The 20,937-nt window shown below is 59.6% G+C and carries 19 protein-coding genes; 4 read left to right on the top strand and 15 right to left on the bottom strand.

Features of this window, described 5'->3' with window-relative positions:
- Positions 1–619: 619 nt before the first annotated feature.
- Positions 620–1,387 (bottom strand): hypothetical protein, encoded by a 768-nt coding sequence (locus ACSQ9D_RS28430; protein WP_436285130.1) that lies wholly within the window; start codon positions 1,385–1,387, stop codon positions 620–622.
- 413 nt (positions 1,388–1,800) lie between these two features.
- Between ACSQ9D_RS28430 and ACSQ9D_RS28425 the strand changes: the two genes are divergently transcribed.
- The gene (locus ACSQ9D_RS28425) at positions 1,801–3,126 is read left to right on the top strand and encodes a sensor histidine kinase (RefSeq protein WP_436285129.1); all 1,326 of its coding nucleotides are present in this window, start codon (positions 1,801–1,803) and stop codon (positions 3,124–3,126) included.
- Positions 3,123–3,776 (top strand): response regulator transcription factor, encoded by a 654-nt coding sequence (locus ACSQ9D_RS28420; protein ID WP_037126402.1) that lies wholly within the window; start codon positions 3,123–3,125, stop codon positions 3,774–3,776. Before ACSQ9D_RS28425 ends, ACSQ9D_RS28420 begins: the two co-directional genes overlap by 4 nt.
- Here the strand turns inward: ACSQ9D_RS28420 and ACSQ9D_RS28415 are convergent.
- From ACSQ9D_RS28415 to ACSQ9D_RS28395, 5 genes are all read right to left on the bottom strand, one after another.
- Complete coding sequence (locus tag ACSQ9D_RS28415; RefSeq protein WP_436285194.1) at positions 3,770–4,270, bottom strand: hypothetical protein; 501 nt, start codon at positions 4,268–4,270, stop codon at positions 3,770–3,772. The genes ACSQ9D_RS28420 and ACSQ9D_RS28415 overlap by 7 nt on opposite strands.
- A 275-nt stretch (positions 4,271–4,545) precedes the next feature.
- Positions 4,546–5,013 (bottom strand): Lrp/AsnC family transcriptional regulator, encoded by a 468-nt coding sequence (locus ACSQ9D_RS28410; RefSeq protein WP_024315224.1) that lies wholly within the window; start codon positions 5,011–5,013, stop codon positions 4,546–4,548.
- A 660-nt stretch (positions 5,014–5,673) separates the two neighbouring features.
- Positions 5,674–6,024 (bottom strand): DUF779 domain-containing protein, encoded by a 351-nt coding sequence (locus ACSQ9D_RS28405; RefSeq protein WP_436285128.1) that lies wholly within the window; start codon positions 6,022–6,024, stop codon positions 5,674–5,676.
- 67 nt (positions 6,025–6,091) lie between these two features.
- Positions 6,092–7,600, bottom strand: a complete 1,509-nt coding sequence (gene adh, locus ACSQ9D_RS28400) for an aldehyde dehydrogenase (RefSeq protein ID WP_436285127.1) — start codon at positions 7,598–7,600, stop codon at positions 6,092–6,094.
- Between the two features lie 143 nt (positions 7,601–7,743).
- The gene (locus ACSQ9D_RS28395) at positions 7,744–8,703 is read right to left on the bottom strand and encodes a helix-turn-helix domain-containing protein (protein WP_436285126.1); all 960 of its coding nucleotides are present in this window, start codon (positions 8,701–8,703) and stop codon (positions 7,744–7,746) included.
- A gap of 280 nt (positions 8,704–8,983) precedes the next feature.
- Here ACSQ9D_RS28395 and ACSQ9D_RS28390 point away from each other — a divergent pair, with 280 nt between their 5' ends.
- Entirely contained in the window at positions 8,984–10,069 is a 1,086-nt protein-coding gene (locus ACSQ9D_RS28390) for an ROK family protein (RefSeq protein ID WP_436285125.1), read from the top strand.
- Between the two features lie 17 nt (positions 10,070–10,086).
- On the opposite strand, the gene ACSQ9D_RS28385 is transcribed toward ACSQ9D_RS28390, so the two are convergent.
- From ACSQ9D_RS28385 to ACSQ9D_RS28365, 5 genes are all read right to left on the bottom strand, one after another.
- Positions 10,087–11,310 (bottom strand): ROK family transcriptional regulator, encoded by a 1,224-nt coding sequence (locus tag ACSQ9D_RS28385; RefSeq protein WP_436285124.1) that lies wholly within the window; start codon positions 11,308–11,310, stop codon positions 10,087–10,089.
- Positions 11,311–11,412: 102 nt separating this feature from the next.
- Positions 11,413–14,436 (bottom strand): alpha-mannosidase, encoded by a 3,024-nt coding sequence (locus tag ACSQ9D_RS28380; RefSeq protein ID WP_436285123.1) that lies wholly within the window; start codon positions 14,434–14,436, stop codon positions 11,413–11,415.
- A 29-nt stretch (positions 14,437–14,465) separates the two neighbouring features.
- Entirely contained in the window at positions 14,466–15,308 is an 843-nt protein-coding gene (locus ACSQ9D_RS28375; protein ID WP_307144770.1) for a carbohydrate ABC transporter permease, read from the bottom strand.
- Positions 15,305–16,237, bottom strand: a complete 933-nt coding sequence (locus ACSQ9D_RS28370) for a carbohydrate ABC transporter permease (RefSeq protein ID WP_436285122.1) — start codon at positions 16,235–16,237, stop codon at positions 15,305–15,307. Before ACSQ9D_RS28370 ends, ACSQ9D_RS28375 begins: the two co-directional genes overlap by 4 nt.
- Positions 16,238–16,325: 88 nt before the next feature.
- Positions 16,326–17,678: an extracellular solute-binding protein gene (locus tag ACSQ9D_RS28365; protein WP_436285121.1), complete on the bottom strand. Its 1,353-nt coding sequence runs from the start codon at positions 17,676–17,678 to the stop codon at positions 16,326–16,328.
- A gap of 288 nt (positions 17,679–17,966) precedes the next feature.
- On the opposite strand from ACSQ9D_RS28365, the gene ACSQ9D_RS28360 reads away from it, so the two are divergent.
- Complete coding sequence (locus ACSQ9D_RS28360) at positions 17,967–18,413, top strand: GNAT family N-acetyltransferase (RefSeq protein WP_436285120.1); 447 nt, start codon at positions 17,967–17,969, stop codon at positions 18,411–18,413.
- Between the two features lie 39 nt (positions 18,414–18,452).
- Here the strand turns inward: ACSQ9D_RS28360 and ACSQ9D_RS28355 are convergent, their stop codons facing one another.
- The 4 genes from ACSQ9D_RS28355 to ACSQ9D_RS28340 form a co-directional block, all read right to left on the bottom strand.
- Positions 18,453–18,704, bottom strand: coding sequence for a hypothetical protein (locus ACSQ9D_RS28355; RefSeq protein ID WP_436285119.1), 252 nt, complete (start codon positions 18,702–18,704; stop codon positions 18,453–18,455).
- A 107-nt stretch (positions 18,705–18,811) separates the two neighbouring features.
- Complete coding sequence (locus ACSQ9D_RS28350; RefSeq protein WP_436285118.1) at positions 18,812–19,513, bottom strand: TfuA-like protein; 702 nt, start codon at positions 19,511–19,513, stop codon at positions 18,812–18,814.
- The gene (locus tag ACSQ9D_RS28345; RefSeq protein WP_436285193.1) at positions 19,510–20,700 is read right to left on the bottom strand and encodes a YcaO-like family protein; all 1,191 of its coding nucleotides are present in this window, start codon (positions 20,698–20,700) and stop codon (positions 19,510–19,512) included. Before ACSQ9D_RS28345 ends, ACSQ9D_RS28350 begins: the two co-directional genes overlap by 4 nt.
- Before the next feature lie 9 nt (positions 20,701–20,709).
- Positions 20,710–20,925, bottom strand: a complete 216-nt coding sequence (locus ACSQ9D_RS28340; RefSeq protein ID WP_037126623.1) for a hypothetical protein — start codon at positions 20,923–20,925, stop codon at positions 20,710–20,712.
- Positions 20,926–20,937 lie beyond the last annotated feature (12 nt).

The raw sequence follows: 20,937 nt of genomic DNA, 5'->3' as shown, positions 1-20,937 counted from the left end.
GATTCTTTCCTCAGTTCGGTTCAATAGCCTAAGCGCCGATGTGATTGACGAACGGTTAATGCAGTCATTGTTTCGCCCTGCGGCGATAATTCGCTCTTTTTGCGTAGTTACAGAACTAGCTCGATTCGCGAGATTCGGCAAACCCTCGGGGATGCCTTGTGCGGCCCATGTGCTGTGGCCCGCGCATACGAGAACGCGCGCGCCCCGTTCTATCATGCCGAGGCGCGTGCCGGGCGAATGCGAGCAGAGTTCAGACGGAGCGAGACGCGGCCGTTAGGACGAAGAGTTGTCCAAGGCCACTTCCCTTGCGGCGGCGCGGGGTATTGCCGGATCAACAAATGCAAAGGCTCAGGCGTTCTGCCGCCGCCTCGGGTTGCGGCAGCTCGCCGCCGACACACCGATACGGTGATCGTCCAAAGGCTGATAAAAGTCGGATTGCGATGGTGGCTATATCAGAAACGCAAATCGCGACGCCGACTGGCCAGTGGGCCAAGGCGTCGCGATTACTATTGATATCTCGGCTGGCGCTTGCATGACTTATGGCATGCGCCGATCACCAGTGCCGCCGCGGGGCGCCTCATCCCAATGCTGCCGCACCGTGGCCCCGCTCTCAGCAGCCTCAGGGCTGTTCTACGATCACGGTCACTGCCGGCGCGTCGCTTTCCACCGGCGCGCTTGCGTCGGGATCCGCCACTGGCTCCTCTGCCGGAAGTGTATCGCGAATCTGATCGATCTTCCCGACGGCCGGGCCAACCCCCAAGACGTCTTTTGCGTCTTCGAGAGCCTCGTCCGTGACTTCGCCACCCTTGGTGAAGCTCGAAAGCGCGTCGCGCAGCGCTTCGTCGCTAAGAGCCGGGTCAGTAGGAATAGCGTCAGGCCCGTTCTCCGCTTCAAACTCGGCATAGGCCATCACATAGGCCGAAACCGCTGCCATCCGAGGATCGTTGGAGTGCATGTAGGCGTGGTAGTTCCTGTTCAGCGAACTCAGGCTGGCAAAATCGGCCGCAGGGGCTTTTACTTTGGTCGTCGTCGCGACCTTGTTTTTCGTTGTCGATGCAGCCCTGTTTTTCGTTGTCGGTGCGGTTTTTTTCTCGTGCGTGAACAACGATTTCAGCGTTGGACGATCGCCGCTGCTGTTGCTGTTCTTGCTTTTTCCGTGGGAGCCGGCGGTGTCAGACTTCCCGTGACTGGAACTGCCGCCAGCGTGATTTCCGCCGTTGCCGCTGCCGCCCCCATTGCCATTTCCGTTGCCACCTCCGGAATTGCCGTTACCGTTCCCACCCTTCGCATAGGCGACGCCCGACAAGCCCAATGCTGCGCCACCTACAGGCGCAACCGCAATTGTCAGCACCATAATGCTGCGTCCAAGGATAGTGGAAATGCTCATATCAACCTCCGGATTCAATACCGCTTTGCAGTACGTTGTTCGTATGGCCGGAAAGCATGGTTGCAAGCGGCGGGCTTGAAGCCAGCTTTCCGGCCTGGCGCGGACACACCGCGTTCCAAATCACATGGACGATAGCCTGCGTCGCGCGCAAGTTCCACGGAGGTCAGACCATTGCTCCTCCAGTTAGGACCTAGGTCTGATCTGTCACAGACCAAAAGTCCAAATTCCCGTTCCTGTGACGCGATATTTGTTTGACCCGGTATTGGAACGAGGTAATTCTGCAGTTCGATGAACTGACGTGCCGCCGCAACTCTGGGCGGCCGATCCCGAGACTTCTCGTGCGGCCCCATGAACTCATAAAACGATGGAATTCACAATCGCTGGCCAGGCAGTTCCTGCTTACGGGAGGCGCTGTGTCGCTGGTCGCGATGGTGTTGGTCGGTGCATTCGTCAGCAGCCTGATCGAAGACGCGGTGACCCGAAATTCAGCGGCATCGACTGCCCTTTACGTCGACAGCGTGATCGCACCCCTGTTGCCTGACATGCTCACGGCCCAGGAGCTCGATGATACTGTCTCTCGCGCGCTCGACGAGACGCTCGAGCAGGGCGCGCTTGGAAACCGCCTGATGTCGTTCAGGCTTTGGCGCGCAGACGGCACCGTTCTCTATTCGAACGACAAGAGCATGCAAGGCAAGCGCTTCGAATTGAGCGACGACCTCAAGACAGCTTTCTCCGGCAAGATGGTCGCGCAGTTCGATCGCCTGGAAGACAGGGAGGACGAAGCCGAGCGGGAAAGTGGCAAGCCGTTGCTTGAGATCTACAATCCCGTTCTGCAACCATGGTCAGGGCAGGTCGTCGCCGTCTCCGAATTCTATGAAATAGCCAACGATTTCCAGCGGAGCCTCAATCAGGCCCGGTTGCACAGCTGGATGGCGGTCGCGGCCTTTACGCTTGCCTTTTTCATCGTGTTGTCGGCCCTCATTTTGAGAGGCAGCAGGACCATCGAAGAGCAGCGGCGGGCACTGAGGCGCCGCATCGACGAGCTTTCGGCGCTCTTATCGCAGAACCAGACGTTGCGAGCGCGAGTCCACCGCGCGTCTCAGCGCGCCACGGCGCTTAACGAGAGCCATTTGCGGCGCATTGGCGCCGATCTTCACGACGGGCCGGCACAACTCGTCGCATTCGCCTCGTTGCGACTGGACAGCAATGCGCTGGTCGATCCGGCCACACCTGCATCACTGCGCGAGCGCGAAATCGCAGCCATCAAGGCAAGCCTCGACGAGGCCATGAATGAGATCAGGACGATCTGCAGCGGGCTTGTGTTGCCGCAGATCGAGGCCGCGAGCCTGCCGGAGATATTGGAGCGCAGCGTGCGTGCGCATGAGCAGCGAACCGGATCACGCGTTCATTTGTCGATGGCGGACGTGCCCGAACATCTTTCGCCCTCGGCAAAGATCTGCATATATCGCTTCGTTCAGGAAGGGCTGAATAACAGCTATCGTCACGGCGGCGGTGTCGAACAACGCGTGGTGCAACGCTTGGAGGGTGACCGCATCAGCATCGAGGTTTCAGACGGTGGATCCGGGTTCGATCCCAATGACGTGGGCCCATCCAGCCTTGGCCTTGCCGGCCTCAGAGAGCGGATTGAAAGCCTTGGCGGCACCTTCCAGCTGCAATCGTCCGCCCAAGGTACCCTTGTCAGCATGTCGCTCAGCAGCGAGGAGATCCCACAGACATGACAGCGCGAATTCGCGTCGCAGTGATCGATGACCACCCGTTGTTCAGGGAGGGGGTAACCCGAAGCCTGTCGGAGATCGACGGATTTGAAATCGTCGCGGAGGGAAGCACGAAGGATGATGCGATAAAGGTGGCGCAAGATCTGCAGCCGGACGTACTGCTTATGGATATTTCCATGCCTGGCGGCGGCTTGAACGCGATCGCTCCGATCCTCGAAACCGAACCGTCACAGAAGATTGTCATGCTCACTGTTTCGGAGTCCAGCGACGACGTCACGGCTGCATTGAACAGTGGTGCAAAGGGGTATGTGTTGAAAGGCGTCGGCTCCAGGGCACTTGCCGAAATCATCCGGAGCGTGGCGGCAGGCGAGAGCTATGTCGCCCCGACGCTGTCAGCACGGCTCCTTTCCAGTCGTTCTTCGCCTGTTCCGAAGAAATTCTCCGCCATTGCCGCACTGACCACGCGTGAACAACAAGTCCTGCAACTCGTCGCATCCGGCATGAGCAACAAGCATGTTGCCAGGAAGCTCGATCTGCACGAAAAGACGATCAAGCATCACATGACGCAGATCATGGCGAAGCTAGGTGTCGCCAACCGAACGGAAGCGGCAATTGCGCTTCGCGATGCCATCGACGGGCGCGACGATCAATGAGTGAAGGATTCGAGGCGCATTTCATCTGCAGAGGTCGCACGCCGATTGACGATCGTGCGCCCCCTCGCGTCTTTCATGATGTAGCGGCCTTTCCTGATGACTTCGCTCATGCCGTCGCCGTGGCGAACCTCTATTGCCGAGCTGTCCGCATTACCGACATAGGCCCTCGAGCCATTTCCCGTAGTGGTGCCGCCTTTGGAACTGCCACCGCTGTTTCCATTGCCGTTACCACCGCTATTACCGTTTCCCCCGCTATTGCCACTGCCACCGCTATTGCCATTGCCGCTGCCGCTGCCGCCGCTATTTCCGTTGCCGTTGCCGCCACTATTTCCATTGCCGCTGCCGCCACCGTTGCCGCCCTTGTCGGCCTCGGCGGTCTGGAGCTTGAGCGTCAGCGAAGTGCCAGAGACCACGACCTTGTAGGGCATCGCTACCAGCAATAGACCAATTGACATACAGCACAGGGCTGCACCGAACCTTCGACGTGCGAGCATCGTCATTCCTTCGAATTCCACGCTTCCTTCCCGATCGTGATCTGGGCAATCATCACTACCCGATTTGGCCGTCGTTGGAATGCACATTACAAAACCACCCGGCATAGCATATGGAACTGCCGCGGCACCTTCTTGAATTTGCTCACGGGTCCACCGGACCGTCAATTCGCAATCGCCACTTTCAGACCTTTCCTTGATAGCCGCAGGACGTTTGTCCAGCCAGCCTTGGGACCAAGGTCCGAGGATTTCAGCAAGGTGCTTGAGAAGCAACTTGCTCAGACCGGCACCGAAGTCGAGTATTTCACACGCTTCAAGGCGAAATGCGACGACGACGTCGCCACGGCGTGGTGTGTCAGTATCCCTTGCATCAGTAGCCGCTCGTAATCCTCGACGTCGGTGACGGCCACACGCAGTAGATAGTCCCAATCACCAGACATCGAATAGCATTCGAGCACCTCCTCGTGACTTTCGACGAAACGCTCGAAATCACCTCTGGCGACCGGATCGTGCGTCTTCATTCGCACCTGGCAAAACACGGTCAGCCCTCGACCAACCGCCTCAGGACGCACGAGCCGGACCGTCGGCCCAAGCATGCCCGCAGCCTCCAGCGCCTTGATGCGGCGCCAGCAAGACGCGCTCGATGCCCCGACCCGCTCGGCAAGCGCGGCATGGCTGAGATCCCCCTCGCTTTGGAGTAATCGGAGAATCTTTCGGTCTACATTGTCGATTTCGGGCACTTTCATCGGAATCTCTCATTTCGCGATACGTGCGTTTCTCACGATCTGACGCTTCCGTCGAAACCGTGCAGCAAGCACTGGCTTTGCGCACCATTCCATTCACAGAGTAGCGCGGTTTTTCTCATATGAAATGGCGGAATGGGACGGCTAATCCAGAGCACTCGTCGCCTGTCCATCAGGCCGCTCTCGTGCCCTGCTGCCCTCAGTCGCAAACCGGTGCACCGAAGGAACCGATATCAGACCGGCGTACTGAACAACGCAAAATAACCCCATGCCGCGGCGAACAGCGCAAGAATAGCCGCGGCAATCGCGAGCTTGCGAAGACCTGGTCGAGGTGGCCGCGGGGGCTTCGGACGCCGGAATTGAATGACATTATCGTTCATCTGCTGTTTCTTCCTCGTGCCGCATCATACGCTGTTTCGGGCGAGCCATAGCAGATGTCAAAAAGAAAAAGACGCTCAACCCTTTCGGGGAGCGTCTTTTCTTTCCCGGACAGCGAACGCGACATGTCCCGAAGGGCATACCAGCAGGCTATCGATACAGGTGATGAGCGCTAGATGGCACCGTTCTTGGCGATTATCAAGTCGGAAGGACGATTTTTATGCAGCGCCGGTCGCTCGGCCTGCTTGGCAGTGGGTAGAAGGGCTGGGGTCGCCTTCCCGATCGCTAGTCAGGCGTGGACGCAAACAGACAGGATCGGGTAAGGAAGCGCTTCTCTCGGCCGTTGTCGAGCGAGAACATGCCGCCACGCCCCGGCACGACGTCGATGATCAGTTGCGTGTGCTTCCAGGCCTCGAACTGTGTGGCGCTGATATAGACAGGGATGCCTGCGATCTCCCCGAGCTTGACGTCGTGATCTCCGACAACGAAGTCCCCCGCCGGATAACACATCGGCGACGAACCGTCGCAACAGCCCCCGGATTGATGAAAGAGGATATCGGGATGATCTCGCCTGATCTCCTCAATCAACGCGATCGCCCTGTCTGTCGCTGTGACGCGTGGCTGGTCAGTGATCATTGATTTCCTCATCTCTCTCCCGAATCCGGCTCGCCCCGTCATGAGAGCGAGCCGGCAAACAGACCTCTCAGAAGAAACCGAGGGCCTTCGGGCTGTAGCTCACGAGCATGTTCTTCGTCTGCTGATAATGGTCGAGCATCATCTTGTGCGTTTCACGACCGATGCCCGACTGTTTATAGCCGCCAAAAGCGGCATGCGCCGGATAAGCGTGGTAGCAATTGGTCCACACGCGACCGGCCTGGATCTCACGGCCGAAGCGGTAGCAACGGTTGGCGTCGCGGCTCCAGACGCCGGCGCCGAGGCCGTACAGCGTGTCGTTGGCGATTTCGAGGGCTTCCTTTTCATCCTTGAAGGTGGTTACCGACACGACGGGTCCGAAGATTTCCTCCTGGAAGACGCGCATCTTGTTGTGGCCTTTGAAGATCGTCGGCTTGACGTAATAGCCGCTGGCAAGGTCGCCGCCGAGATCGTTGCGCGAGCCGCCGGTCAGCACTTCGGCACCTTCCTGCTTGCCGATGTCGAGATAAGCGAGGATCTTTTGCAACTGTTCATTGGAAGCCTGGGCACCGATCATCGTCGCCGTATCGAGGGGGTTTCCCTGCTTGATGGCTTCGACGCGCTTGACGGCCTTTTCCATAAAGCGATCGTAGATCGATTCCTGGATGAGCGCGCGGCTGGGGCACGTGCACACTTCGCCCTGGTTCAGCGCGAACATTGCAAAACCTTCCAGCGACTTGTCGAGGAAGTCGTCGTCTTCCGCCATGACGTCGGCAAAGAAGATGTTTGGCGATTTGCCACCGAGCTCGAGGGTCACTGGAATGAGGTTCTGGCTGGCGTATTGCATGATCAGGCGGCCGGTCGTCGTCTCACCGGTAAAGGCGATCTTGGCGATGCGTGGGCTGGAGGCGAGCGGTTTGCCTGCTTCACGGCCAAAGCCGTTGACAATGTTGAGGACGCCAGGCGGCAGCAGATCACCAACGAGTTCTGCCCAGATGAGAAGCGAGGCCGGCGTTTGCTCGGCGGGCTTGATGACGACGCAGTTGCCTGCAGCGAGCGCCGGAGCGAGCTTCCAGGCAGCCATCAGGATCGGGAAGTTCCAGGGAATGATCTGGCCGACGACACCGAGCGGCTCCTGGAAATGATAGGCCACCGTGTCGTGGTCGATCTCGCCGATCGAACCTTCCTGGGCACGAATGCAGGAGGCGAAGTATCGGAAGTGGTCGATCGCCAAGGGGATGTCGGCGGCCATCGTCTCGCGTATCGGCTTGCCATTGTCCCATGTTTCAGCTTGTGCCAGCAGTTCAAGCTTATCCTCCATGCGCTGAGCGATCCTCATAAGAACGTTGGCCCGCTCGGCAACCGAAGTCCTGCCCCATTTCTCCCTGGCAGCGTGTGCAGCGTCGAGTGCGGCATTGATATCCAGTTCACTGGAGCGTGCCACCTCGCACAGCTTGCCGCCGGTAACGGGCGTGATGTTGTCGAAGTAACGCCCCTCGATCGGCTCGCGCCATTCTCCGCCGATGAAGTTGCCGTATTTCGTCTTGAACGGCGACGCGATGATTTTCTGATGCAGCATGTGATCCTCCCTTGAAAAGGTCCGGGTTCGGGAGCGAACCGGTGAGAGGAAATCTGCGCGCGTTTTGCAGCGGCAGAAAGCTGCCCCTAAGAGTACCGCAGCGCACACTGTCGCAACTCTGCGACAGAGAGGCGCCAAGGCAGTCAGTGTAGATTGAGTCGCTTCATCTTCCTATGCAGCGTTGCCCGGCTGATGCCGAGCGCAGCGGCAGCTTGTGAAACGTTCCCGCTAGAACGGGAAAGGGCACGCAGCAAGGCTGCCCGTTCGGCCTCGACGAGATCCTCGTCTGCGGAAATGCTCTGCTCCTGAAGCGCATCGGCGGCAGGCAGCCCCGCCGCAATGTGGCTGTCGTCCAGCTTTAGGGCCAGGCGCGCGGCGCGGGTAGCGCCGAGAACGAGGTCATGCCGGTCGACAGCAAGGAGCGCTGCGGTCGGATTGCTCGCGGCAGGCACCATGAGGAAGCGGGCACCGGCAAAGGCGCTCCTGAACAGATTGATTTCGATGCGCAGGGCCGCGTCACGGACCATCTGGCCAAGGATCCCGAGCGTGACCTCGTTCACGTCGTCGCGACACGTCGATATGTCGAGTGCGGCGGCCAGCTGGCCGCGGTGGTCACGGATTGGCGCCGTTGTGCAGCTCAGAGTTATGTTCGAGCAGAAGAAATGTTGGTCCCGCAGGATCGTGACAGAACGCCCGTCAGCGATGGCCGTGCCGATGCCATTCGTACCAATGCTGGCTTCGGTCCAGACGGAACCTGTCCAGAGGCCCAATTCATGAAAATGCTTGTCATCGCCCGCCACACCGCGGCGTTCGAGCGCAACGCCATTGCTGTCGGTCAAGATTAGGCAACAGCCGCTCTTGCCCACTGTAGCACACAGACGATCAAGTTCGGACGAAGCGTCGGCGATGAGATTTTCGGAGGCTTGCCTAGCGCTCCTCAATTCCTGTTCGGAAAGGCGATGTGGCGCCCGCATCTGCTCCGGGGCAAGCCTATGCATGGCGATGCATCGCCGCCAGGACGCAACGATGGATGAGTTTGCGACAGCGGAATCCCGTTGAGTAGACGTATAGACGTGCTCCGCATGCGCAGCGAGTTCACGCATTGGCTCCTCCAACCAATTGTAAGGCCACCTTGGCGCAAAGCCATGGCTTTGGCAATTCTCGGGCTACCGGTACAGCCATCCGAGACGAGCATTGTGATGAGCCAAGTGTCGCAAACTTGCGACACTTGGCTCATCACCCACTCGCTGCGACCCGCGGAGTGCCGTCGAGCTCAATTTGGTGCCCGAGCAGATGCCATCGGTTCTTGCCGCACTGGGGAAATTGGGGGATAGATTTACCACGTGATTGATCGCGGCTGCAGTTGTATGGGAAGTTGCTTGCTTGAAAACACTACGGCGCCATTCGATCTCAGGCGTAGCCAGGCAGCGGCTCCGACACGATGATCGTCCCGGAATCAGTCCGGTTGATATCGCCGAGCATAATTCCCGCACGACCCTTAGGCTCCTTCGGCGCCGCGGCCCACTGACGCGTCGGGAGCTTTCCAAAGAACTCGGTCTGACCGAACCTGCCATCACCGGAATTGTCCGTCGCCTTGCACTTGCCGGCCTCGTCAGCGAACGCAAGCGCTCCACCACAGGGCATTACACAGCGGCGGAATTTGGCTTGCGTAGCGAAGCCGCCTTTTCTCTCGGCGTGCGGATCAGCAAGCATGATGGCGAAATCATCCTGATGGACTTTGCCGGCGAGATTGTTCGCCAGCAATCTTTCGAGACGCATGATGATCTCATCGCCACGGCCGCCGATTTGCGCCGAACAGCCGGCCTCGGCAAGCTGGTGGGCTGCGGTGTCGCAACCTCGCCCGGCGCCTTCATGGATCGCGATCAGATAAAGAGCGCCCTCACGAGACAGAGCGAAGAGCTTGTTTTCCTGGATGACACGGAGGCCGCGATCGAAGCCGAGCGCAGGCTCGGGACTGGCGAGCGGGAAGGTGGGCTGGTCATGATCCTCATCGATTGCTCGGTGCGTGCCGGTCTTTTGATTGGGGGCAGGGTATTCCGAGGCATCCATGGCCGCGCCGGACAGATCGGCGAAATGCGCTCAGGCGTCGACGGGGCAAGTCTCGACGAGGTGGCAACGCTCAAATCCCTCAAACACTGTCTCGCTTCGGGCCCGGCGGGCAGGGATCGTTGGGTCGCGACCGCGGCCCGTCATCTGCACGAGGCGGTGCTCGCTGTTTCGGGCTTTATTGCCCCCGGTGCCATCCTCCTCGGCGGCTCCTTGCCCGAGGACGTCCTGGATGCCGTGGTCGAGCGCATGTCGCGGGAGCGTGACGACAAGATCCGCGACCTTGTCATTGCACCCTGGATTCAACAGGTCAGACGCGCGACGCTCCCCTGGGCGGGTGTCACAGTCGGCGCCGCCTTGCGACCGCTGGACGCAATGACATTGCCGGACACGCGAGAATAGCACGACTGACGCAGTCGCTACGCAGGCACCAAGTCCGGCGCCTGCAAAGGATGTCCCCCAAGCGGGTTGCGAACCCGCTGCTCTCGTTCCGCGGAGGGAAGCCCGAGCCGGTGGGCAAGGGGAATTGCGGCGGCGCCAAGCGCTGCGGCGTCCTCTGATCCCGCCGCCCGGTGTAGTGACGGGGCCTGGGCACCGAGACGGGCAATTTCCTCATGCACATAAAGGAGAAGTTCGTCGATCAGGCGAACAGGAAAGCGGCCACCAATAAGCACCCCTTCGGGGTCGACGATCATGCCTATGTTGACCACCGCCTGCGCTATCTTAACGCTGACCTTGCGCAACCATGCACTGACAAGATTGCGGCCCGTCTCGTCGAGCTCCAGAAGGTCGGACGGCGTCGTCGCGGTGACGCCGTTTTGCTGCAGATAGTCGAGCAGGATGAAGAGCGAGAACATCTCGCCGAGCGGTTGGGTGCTGCCGGCATAGGGACCCTCATCAAAAACAACAGGCAGCCAGCCGATCTCGCCGCCGATACCACTGGCCCCCTTATGCCGGACGCCGTCGATCACCAGGCTGCCGCCGAGGCAAGCATTTGCGAGAATGTAGAAGAAGCTGTCGATCTCGGTGCCAAGACCATATTCGATCTCGCCGAGCGCGGCGGCATTGGCGTCGTTGTCGATAAAGACCGGATGAACGGAGAGAGCCTCCAAAGCACCGCGAACGTCATAGCCATTCCAGCGACGGTACTCTGGCGGGAAGCCAATCACCGGCACTTCGCCGAGCCAATCGGGAATGGCGAGGCCGATACCTGCGAGCCGGCTTTCCTGAATGATCTTGCGACGACGAAACGACGAGAGCGCGTCGCCCATGAGCGCGACAAAATCGTCCGGCAACAGAAAGCGTCGCTCATGGTGGATGCGCCCACGGACAGTGCCGACGGCGTCCACAGCAACGATCGTCAGGTGATCGCGATCGACATTCGCGCCGATTGAGAAGACACCTTCTGGATCGATCTCCAGTTCGATGGCGGGCTGCCCCCTTAAGCCGTGTCGACGCCGTGCCTCCATGATGAGACCCTCGTCGAGCAGGCGCTCGACAATGCGCGTCACTGCCTGTTTCGTGAGCCTCGATTGCGCGGCAAGTTCCGTGCGCGAAATCGGGCCGCCGCGGTGGATCGCGGAAAGGATCATGGCCCGGTTCGCGGCCGCCGCCTGCTCCGTGTTCGAACCCGACACCAACACGTTCCACCTCCCTCCTGCACACCCGAGCTTGCGCGCAAGACTATGTCATTGGATCCAATAGGAAAAGGGACCAATGCCAGCCCCTTTCCGCCATTCCGCCATTCAAGCTCTTGCAATCCGCCAGCTCTTGACCTCGAAGGGCGTCAATCCTGTCGCCGGCGTGTCAGCCATTGGTTCTTCCAGGATACTGACGGTTCCTTGGTTGCGCCAATTGGATGGTAGCTTCAGATCGAATGCTCCGCGGCGACCAGCGGGTTCCCAGACGCGCACGATCAGTCCGTCGCCGTCTTCCGCGGGTTTTATAGCCGAGAGCGCCGCATCGATCCCCGTCACCCCAAGTGGTTGCCAGTTGCCGATCGCGCGTCCTGCCACGGGTACTGCCAAGAGTGGCTGGTTCAGGTCTTCGGCTTCTTCCCGAACGCCGCCGTCGTACCACGTGCCGTCGTGCGGCATCAGCGCATAGGTGAACGCTTGTACCCCCTCATCAGCAAGCGGATCGGGATAGATTGGCGAACGAAGGAGCGAAAGGCCAAGGACATTGCCTCGAATGCTATGTCCATACTTGGCGTCGTTGAGTATGGCCACGCCGAAGCCCGGTTCCGAAAGGTCGGCAAACCGGTGCGCCGGTGCCTCGAACATCGCCGCGTCCCACGAGGTATTGGAGTGCGTCGGCCGCTCGACCACGCCATAGGCGCATTCGCACGTTGCGCGCGCATTGCGGACGGCCACTTCCGTCTGCGTACGCAGGAACGCACGGCGGTCATGCCAATCGAGCTCGGTTTCGATATCCAGCCGCCGTGCGTTGGCGCCAAGCGACAGCACTTGCGTGATGCGCGAATGTCGCCACGTTCTGACAATCTTGATCGCCACGCGGTTCGGTCCGTTGTCGATCACCTCGAGGCTGTCGAGTGCGGTGATCTCTTCGCCGCGCGCGGCGTAATCCTCCTCGACATCCCAAGCATCCCAGTTGCGAGGTTTGTCTGCCGGATAGACGAACAGACGGTTGCCACCGTCCTGCAAGGCTTCGCGGCCGGTCGGCTTGTGAACAATGCTCGCGATCGAGCCATTCTTGGCCAAGGTGACCTTGAGGACGGCATTTTCGAGATGCTCGCGGCTGACGGAAAGGCCAGGCGCAGGCTGGAGCGCTTCCGCACCGACAACGGCAATGGTAAGCGGCGCGATCACTGTTTGGGAGGAGACGATGGTTCCGTCGTGACGGGTTAGCCGCAGCGGCCGTGCCGACAGGGATGGATTGACAACGAGCAGGTTGTTTCCAATGCCCGCCGGCAACTGCTTGGCGATTGCCTCCATCGCCGCCGCCTGGGCTGCCTTGCCCTTGGCGACAACCGCTTCGAGTTCGTTGGCGGCATCGGCGTAGACCTCCGCGACCGACGAGCCCGGCAGAATATCATGGAATTCGTTTTTGAGGACGACGCGCCACTCAAGCTCCATCGATTTGGGCTGTTCGGCACCCAACAGGTGGGCCAGTCCCAACAAGGTCTCGGTGGTGATGAGACTGCGTTCCGCCTTGCGGTGCAGTCGCTTTACCACGCTCTGGCTGGTCAAGGTCGCGCGATGCAGCTCGAGATAGATCTCTCCGCGCCAGGTTGCCAAGTCCTTCTTGGTCGCACTTTCATGCGCGCCCTTGAAGAAGTCGTCGACCTTCGTCCACCGCGCCTTCGGCAGGGTGGGAAATGCTCGCAGCTGCTTCTCGCGCACGATCATCTCGGGTGTGACGCCGCCACCGCCATCACCGTAACCGACCGCAAGCAGGGTGGTGTCGTGCTTGTCCTTGTCCTTGAAATTCCGCCAGGTCGGAACAAAGCAATCTGGTCGTACGAAGCCATTATAGCCATGCATCGGATTGTCGAACGTATGGGCAAGAACCCGACTCCCATCAAGGCCCTCCCACCAGAAGAGATCGGAAGGGAACTTGTTCGTTTCCGACCAGTTGACCTTGATCGTGAAGAAGCTGTTCATGCCACCCTGGCGCAACAGCTGCGGAAGGGCGCCGGAAAAGCCAAAGCAGTCAGGCAACCAGCAAACGCTGTGGCGAACGCCGAATGTTTTCTCGAAGTAGCGCTGTCCATAAAGTATCTGCCGGCTGAGGCTTTCGCCGGTCGGCATGTTCGTATCGGGCTCCACCCACATGCCGCCCACTGTCTCCCACTGGCCTTGTTTGGCGCGCTCGACAATCCGCTCCAAAAGTGCCGGATCGTCCTCTGCGATCTGCGCGTAATAATGCGCGGTCGATTGGTTGAAACGAAAATCGGATGACTGCTCCATCAGGGAAAGCGCGGTATGGAATGTTCGGCGCATCTTTCGCCGCGTTTCGCCATAGGGCCAGAGCCAGGCAAGATCGATATGCGCATGTCCCGTCAGCGCGATCTCGCCCTGCGGCGGGAACCGCTCACGCAGTTGCGTCAGCTGCGCAAGCAGCGTCTCATAGGCAGAGACCACGCTGGCGCGCTCGGCCTGATTGAGCCCTTCGGGTGCCGCCTCCAATGGCGGCAGCTGCCAGATCTTTTGCTGCATCGGGGCAGGCGCCGTGCGTGCCACATAGGCAGCGGTTGCCGACGGCCATTCCAGGCCGCGCATCGCCTCCTCGGCGATATCAAGCAGATGCGGAACAACGTCGTGCTGGTCGAGAATATCGACAGCCTCGCAGATCTGGCGCAGAAGCAGCCAGAGATTGTCGACCGCCGTATCCAGCCAGATCAGCGCCGCGCGCTCCAATTTCGGAGCGCGTACCGGCTCGCCGAACGGCAGGCGTGCCACCGTCTCCGATAAAATTTGGATATCGCGGGAGGGGAGGAGAAATTCGCGGTGATAGGGATCGAGGCCAAGCCTCTTTTCATTGCCCGCCTCATCAGTGATCGTGATCAGGCTTTCCCCGCCAAGGTCGAGCAAAAGGCGGGCATCTTCCAGCGGCCAATGCCCGGGCAGTCTGGCGGTCGCGGCAAAATGAACGATACCGTCGCTGCGCGGCCAGGGAGCCCCAATGGCAATTGGCTCTGCGTCAAAGGTCCAGCCATCGACCTGGACCGTTTCGCGCGAGCGCCAGTATTCGAGTTCCGCAGCACGGACACGGATTCGTTCAAGACGTTGGAGCAGCGTAAGCGTCATAATGATAATCCTGCGATTTGAAACAAAGATCAGCCCTTGACGGCACCTGCCGTCATTGCGCCGAGGATGAGCCGTTGGAGAGAAAGAAAGGCAACGATCGCGGGAACGACCGATACGAGGCAGGCGGCCGCCAGAAGCTGAATGGAGGAATCATTCTGCGTCCCGGCATATTGAAAGATTCCGACACCAATCGGCATCAGGGATTCCTTGCTGATCAGAAGGAACGGTACGAGGAACTGCGACCAACCCGCGATCACCGTGATGATGAAGGCCGATGCGATACCGGGTGTCGATAGCGGCAGTATGATGCGCCAGAAGACCGCGAAATGGCTGCATCCGTCGATCAGCGCCGCCTCGTCGAGGCTGCGGGGGATGCCGTCGATGAAACCCTTCAGGATCCAGGTCACCATCGGCACAGCAAGCGCGATGTAGACCATCGTTGCGCCGAAGTGGCTGTCCGTCAGACCGATTGCGGCCATGTAGCGATAGAGCGGCACCATGATGACGAGTGGCGAGATCATCTGGAAGGCGAGCAGGATCATCATCCATGGGCCTTTCCCACGGAACGGGAAGCGCGAAAATGCATAGGCAGCCGGCAACGCCACGACAAGGCAACCAATGGCGCTTGATGTCGACAGGATCAGAGCGTTCCAGAGATATCCGGCAAACTTGTCGGAAGACAGGATGGTCGTGAAGTTATCCAGCGTCGGGGCTTTCGGAATGAACCGGCTGACGCCCAGAAACACCTCCTTTCGCGTCCTGAGCGCGAGCGAAAGCAGCCATAGCAGCGGCCAGGCGAAAAACAGGAAGGTGACGGCCAGAAACACGTAGCTGAAGAGATCGCCCAGCCGATCCTGTCGTGAGGTTCTCATACCGGCTCACCCCGTGGCAGGAAGCGCGCATAGACAAGCGCAAGGCCAAGGCTGATTAAAAGCATCAGGATCGACAACACAGCGCCGGCGGCGAGATCATAATTGCGGAACACGACATTGAATGTGTAGAGCGAAAGTACCTCGGTTGCCCGTCCAGGTCCGCCGCCGGTCAGCGAGATGATGGCGTCGAACGTATTCAGCGTCTGGATGGTGATCAGGATCATGTTGACCAGGATTGCAGTGCGTAGCTGCGGCAAGGTGATATAGATCATGCGTTGCCAGGCATTGGCGCCGTCGATCTCGGCCGCCTCATAAAGTTCGGGATCGATCGCTTTAATGGCCGCATACATGACCACCATCGAAAAGGCTGTGCCGCGCCAGACGTTGGAAATGACGACGGACCACATGACCATATCGGGATCGGAAAGCCACTGTACCGGCGCAGCCCCCACCATTCGCAACAGACTGTTCAGCCCGCCAAACGGCGCTTCGTTGAACAGCATCTTCCAGATGATGCCGCCGGCAATGCCGGGAACGACCCATGCGACGAGCGCGGTGGTGCGCACGATGGTGGATCCAAACAGACCACGATCCTCGCTTCGCACAACCACCTGAGCGATGAAGAAGCCGAGCAGCTGTTGCGCGACGACGCTGGACGCCGTGAATACGAAGGTCACCCAAAGGATCTGGACGAGCTCGGGCCTCGACAGCGTGTGGATGATAGTCTGCAACGTGTACTGCTCATCGGCGCCGACGAGCGAAACATTGGTGAATGCAAAGCGGAACACGTCGATCAGAGGATAGAGGTAGAAGATGCCGAGCACGAGAATGAGCGGAACAAGCCAGGGCAGGGGCGATGGATTGCGCCGGCGCGTGATACCTACGCCGAGCCGTCGGGGACGCTCGGCCGCAATGCTAGCATTCATCATCGGTCAGTCCGGTCTATTGTCCAAGAAGGATGACGTCCAGTCATGACCGGTGGCGCAGATGAGGGGCTCTGCGCCACCGATCGCTCGCTCAGCTTCGCTTGAAGGCGCTGAGCGAAGCGCTGAAAGCCTCGTCCACTGCGGCTTCGGTCGCCTGTGTGCCTGTCAACACCTTTCCCATCATGATCTGGATCTGGTTCGAGATCTCGGGATAGACCGGCGCGCCGGGCCTTGCCTGGCCAACCTTGAGGGCGGCAGCAAATGTCTTGTTTGCCTCGCTCGAAAACACCTCGTACTTGTCGTAGAGGTCAGCGCGTGTCGGCAGTTGCTCCTGCAGCGCATTGGCTGGGCCCATATAGACCTCGCGGGCAAGGTCAGTGCAGACCTTGATCTTGGCCGGGTCTTTGCTGAACGCGGCGACGGTCCAGCCGCCCGTACCGGTCGAGCGCTGATCCGCCGTCGGTCCGGGAAGCGGAGAGAAACTCCACTTCGCGAATTCGTCGGGATCGAGAGCCGTCTTCAACTGGGCATATTGCCAGTTGCCGCCGACGAAAAGTGCGGTCGTGCCCGCCGCCGCGGCAGCATTGAAGTCGTCGTAGCTGCCAAGCGTCGCGACGCGCTTTGGCGCCGCCCCGGACTCAACCAGATCGCGATAGTAGTTGACAGCCTTGATGAACTTCTCGCGGTTTTCGCCTTCGCCGAAGATTGGCTTGCCCTGGTCATCGACCAGCTTGCCGCCCTGTGCCCAGAAATTCGCCAGCCAGTCGAAGGTCGTTCCTTCGTAGCGGCTACCATTGAACAGAATGCCTTCCATGCCCTGTTCGACAGACGACAACGCCGCCTTCTTCAGGTCATCCCATGTCTGGGGAGCATCCGGAACGATTTCCTTATTGCGATAAAGGACACGCAGATCCGTCGACCACCACCACGCGTAGATGTTGCCATCGGCGCCAGTTATGCCATCACGGATAAACGGAAACAGTTGAGCAATCTCATCCTTGCTGAAGTAGGGCGAGAAGGATTGAAGCACGCCGGCCTTCTTAAACAGCGGCAGCACGAAGGAGTCGACCGCTGCGCAGTCGGGAGCCTGACCCGACTTCGCCTGTTCGAGCATACGCGCCTGCTCCTGGCCGATGTCGCCGGACATCATCTGCAGCTCGATTTGCCAATCGGGACGCTTGGCAATGAAGTCGTTGAACAGTTTGCTATAGCCTTGCGCATAAGCCGGTTCGTTGTTGCGCGGGCCATCCGTGGTCATGCGGAAAACCATCTTGTTTGGCGCATCGGGTTTGCCGACGATGTCACCTGTGATGGTGTCTTGAGCCATACTGAGCTGCGGCAGCGTGAAAATCGTGCTGGCAGCAAGCGCAAGCGTGATTGCCTTGTTCCTCACCCTATGTCCTCCCTGGTCAGGATCCGGTCCGAGCCCTTTGCCTCCACACATCGAGCATCCAGATCCGACGATTAGATTAAGTCACTTTCTTTTGGTGTCAAGGAGAGTCGGCTGATATCGTTCCCGCCCGCTACATCTCATCGCCTTCAACGTTGCCGTGCAACTGCGAATACACGAAGCCAAAAACGCCCGTCGTTTCAGCATCGACCTTCGCGCAAAACGGGTGTCACGATGAAGTCACAACACGGCCCGTCAGGCCTGTGCTTTAACGTCGTGGGGTAGAATGAACAGGAAGGCGCCACGAAGCGTGTCATGCGCAACTGTGGCGACAGTGAGTAAATGCCGATCATTTATAGACGCATGACGCGGGACGAGGCGCTCCAGAGCGCCGAAATCATCGTTCAGGCCTACGCCAAGCCGCCCTGGCACGAAGAATGGTCGGTCCAGAACGCAATCTTTCGCATCGACGAATTGACAACGACGCCGATGTGCCTGGCTGTCGCAGCGTTCGACGCAGAGCGGCCGATTGGCTTCGCCTTCGGCCTCCCGCACACGTCTGTGATGGGTCGCGGGATTCACGTTGCGGAAATAGCGATAAGGCCGCAGCACCAGCGCTCCGGAATCGGTTCCCGCCTATTGAATCGATTAGAGGAGGAAGCGCGCATCATGGGCTATGTGCACGTGTGGCTCGTCTCTCGCAGCACCGGCGGCGTTGCGGAGTACTACAAGAGCAATGACTATCAGCAGTCCGAGAAGCTCTGTGTCTATTCGAAAAAACTGACATAGGCCGGCGCACGCCCCGCCGGCCCGCCCGTGCGGGTCATGTCAGTTCAAGCATGGCGCCCTGTCGGAAAACAACACATCCGCCAATCCCTCATGCGGACCGTCGCCAATTTCACGCAGAACCTCATTGAGCGCCAGCCCGAGACAGTGCATTGCGCCCACCAGATCAACGTCTTCGGCCGCATTTTTTGCGTAAGCGATCATGCGCGCCAATGCGACGAGTTCATCCAAGTCGTCGGCAGATCGCTCACTGCCACCCAGGTCGATCAGTCTGTCTGTCGATGCTGCACTCATCTCTGTTCTCCCTCGAACAGGCGAGAGAATATTCAGCACACGCGCAAAAGGCCCGTGAAAAACACGTGACACACTTTCTTGTTGCAATCCGTGCCTCAATCTCCAAATTATTGCTTTTCCGGTAAGACAAAAGTCTCGTTGAATTGCCACGCTCGTTCGCTCGGGGATGGGGGTTGATCGTCTGCCAAAACAACCGCATTGAGAACGGCGAGCGCGTCGGCCCGCTTCTGATCGACCTCGTTCGATCGCAGCAGCGACAGCAACGCCTGCTTATCTGCCGCAACATCGGCACTTGCCACGATCGCGCTCCAGGTCCGCATCTTGAAGAACAAATTTCCCGCAGCTGTTTCGAGCTCCACGCGATGCTCATGCCTGAGCATCTGCCGGCTCTGCAACCCATCGAGGGTCGCCCTGACATTGACCAATGGAACGGTCAACGCCTTATATGCTAACTCGATCGGCCCATGCAGCAGCGCTACATCGGCGTCGTCGACAGTCGCCCCCGTGGCATACTCGCCGTAGATGCGGCCAACGCCGACCATACCGAAGATCCCACATTCGGCAGCGCGTAGCGCGCCCATGCTTGCCCCACCGAACACGCGGACCTGTCGCGAAAGCGCATAGAGAATTTCCTTGTGCCATACGGGCGCTGTATATTCGAAGCCGCCATCGATGATACCGATCACCCGCGCACCCTTTTGCACAGCCGCCAACACGTCGCCTTGAACGGCAGGCGGGCATATGGTGATCTCATCACCGACGAGGAGCGCTGCATCAGAAAGGCTCGGCCCGACAAAGACGACTTTCATGAGAACACCGCCTTTGCAATCGCGCGGGCGCCAAAGCGACGCGCCCGAGCGCCCTCGGGATTTTCGAGCCCGGGAATGAAGACTTTAACGACATGGAACGGAAGAGCCCGATCGCTGAGCGGTAGCGCGATGACTGGCGCGATTTCTCGCTCACGCAAAGCATGGAGGATCTCATCGAGGTGCGGTCCTACGCCGTGGTGCTGTGAGGCCGCAATACCGTTGCAAGCGACCGGCATGGCATCAAGGGCGCGCACGGTCTCGGCGGGCGCGGGCCTTTGAAACACGTCCTGCGATAAGTCATCGCGTGCGCCGCTGATGTAGGTGATCCTCGATTGAACGGCCTCGGTGATTGCCCGAACCGCTGCCCGAACAGGCGAAGGGTGCGCACCGCTGCCTCCCGTCACTTCAACAAAGCGGACGTTGCCGTCGCGTCGCTTCGTGGGCCCGAGTACGGCCGTGACACATGGAACGGCAATATCGCTCGTCATATCAAACAGGCGCATGGCCAGCCCTGCTGCCTCAATCTTCGACACGAGTTCATCCACCAGTGGATCATTGAAGCTCACCGGATCGATACAACTGGCGAACCGATCCGCTTCGCTTCTGATCTGCCAAAGGCAATATGCATCGCGTTCGATGCGCTCGAGAACGCCGTGCAAAATGGCCTCCTGAGCGGTATTGCCGGAGGCGAGGCCATCGGACGACATCCAGAAGCGGTTGCGGCGCGTTCGATCCAGAAGCGCCGCGTCGACGGGAACATAAATCTCCCGGTCGGTCAGGAGATCTTTGCCGAGCGCCCAGTCAACCGGTTCGTCCAGCCGAATATCGCTCTCGTGACGGCCGATCAGGCAGGCAAGCGTATCAAAAGCAAAACCCGCCGCCCGCAGATCATGAGCCGAGGTCCGTAACGTTGGAATGGCTGGCCTGTTGGCAACGACGCGCTCCAACGCTTCCATGACGGCCGAAGCCTTGGCGTCGTCATCAGTCAAACCCTTACCCTGGGCGATCGCAACGGAACGCCCGTTTGGGACATAGGCACACCACACCGGAATGCCGATGTTGTCCAGACCGGTGTGGCGGGCGACGCGCGTTATGCCGAAATCCGCAAGAAATGGTGCGGTTCGAACAAGGGTTTCGGATGGTGGAACGGTGCGGTCGGAATAGGCGGCAAGTCTACGCGCGGTCAGCGTGGGTTCTCAGCTTTCGACGTGACCGGAGAACGCCGCTTTCGCGGTCGAGACCGCAACCGCGAAGTCCACCTTCTTGACGACGGTGGCGCCCGCCTTGCGCAGGTCGGCAACCTTGGCCAGTTCACCGGCTGCGGCATCGAGTTGCTTGACGGTTCCCGCGTCGAGATCCGCAATCCAAAGCGTCGCATCCCCTGCGATACCAAATACAACTGCCCTTGACATGATGTTCCCTTT

Origin of the sequence: Rhizobium sp. LjRoot258 (genome assembly GCF_964254185.1) — a bacterium.
Lineage (GTDB): Bacteria > Pseudomonadota > Alphaproteobacteria > Rhizobiales > Rhizobiaceae > Rhizobium.
This window is presented reverse-complemented; position numbering and strand designations above follow the sequence as displayed.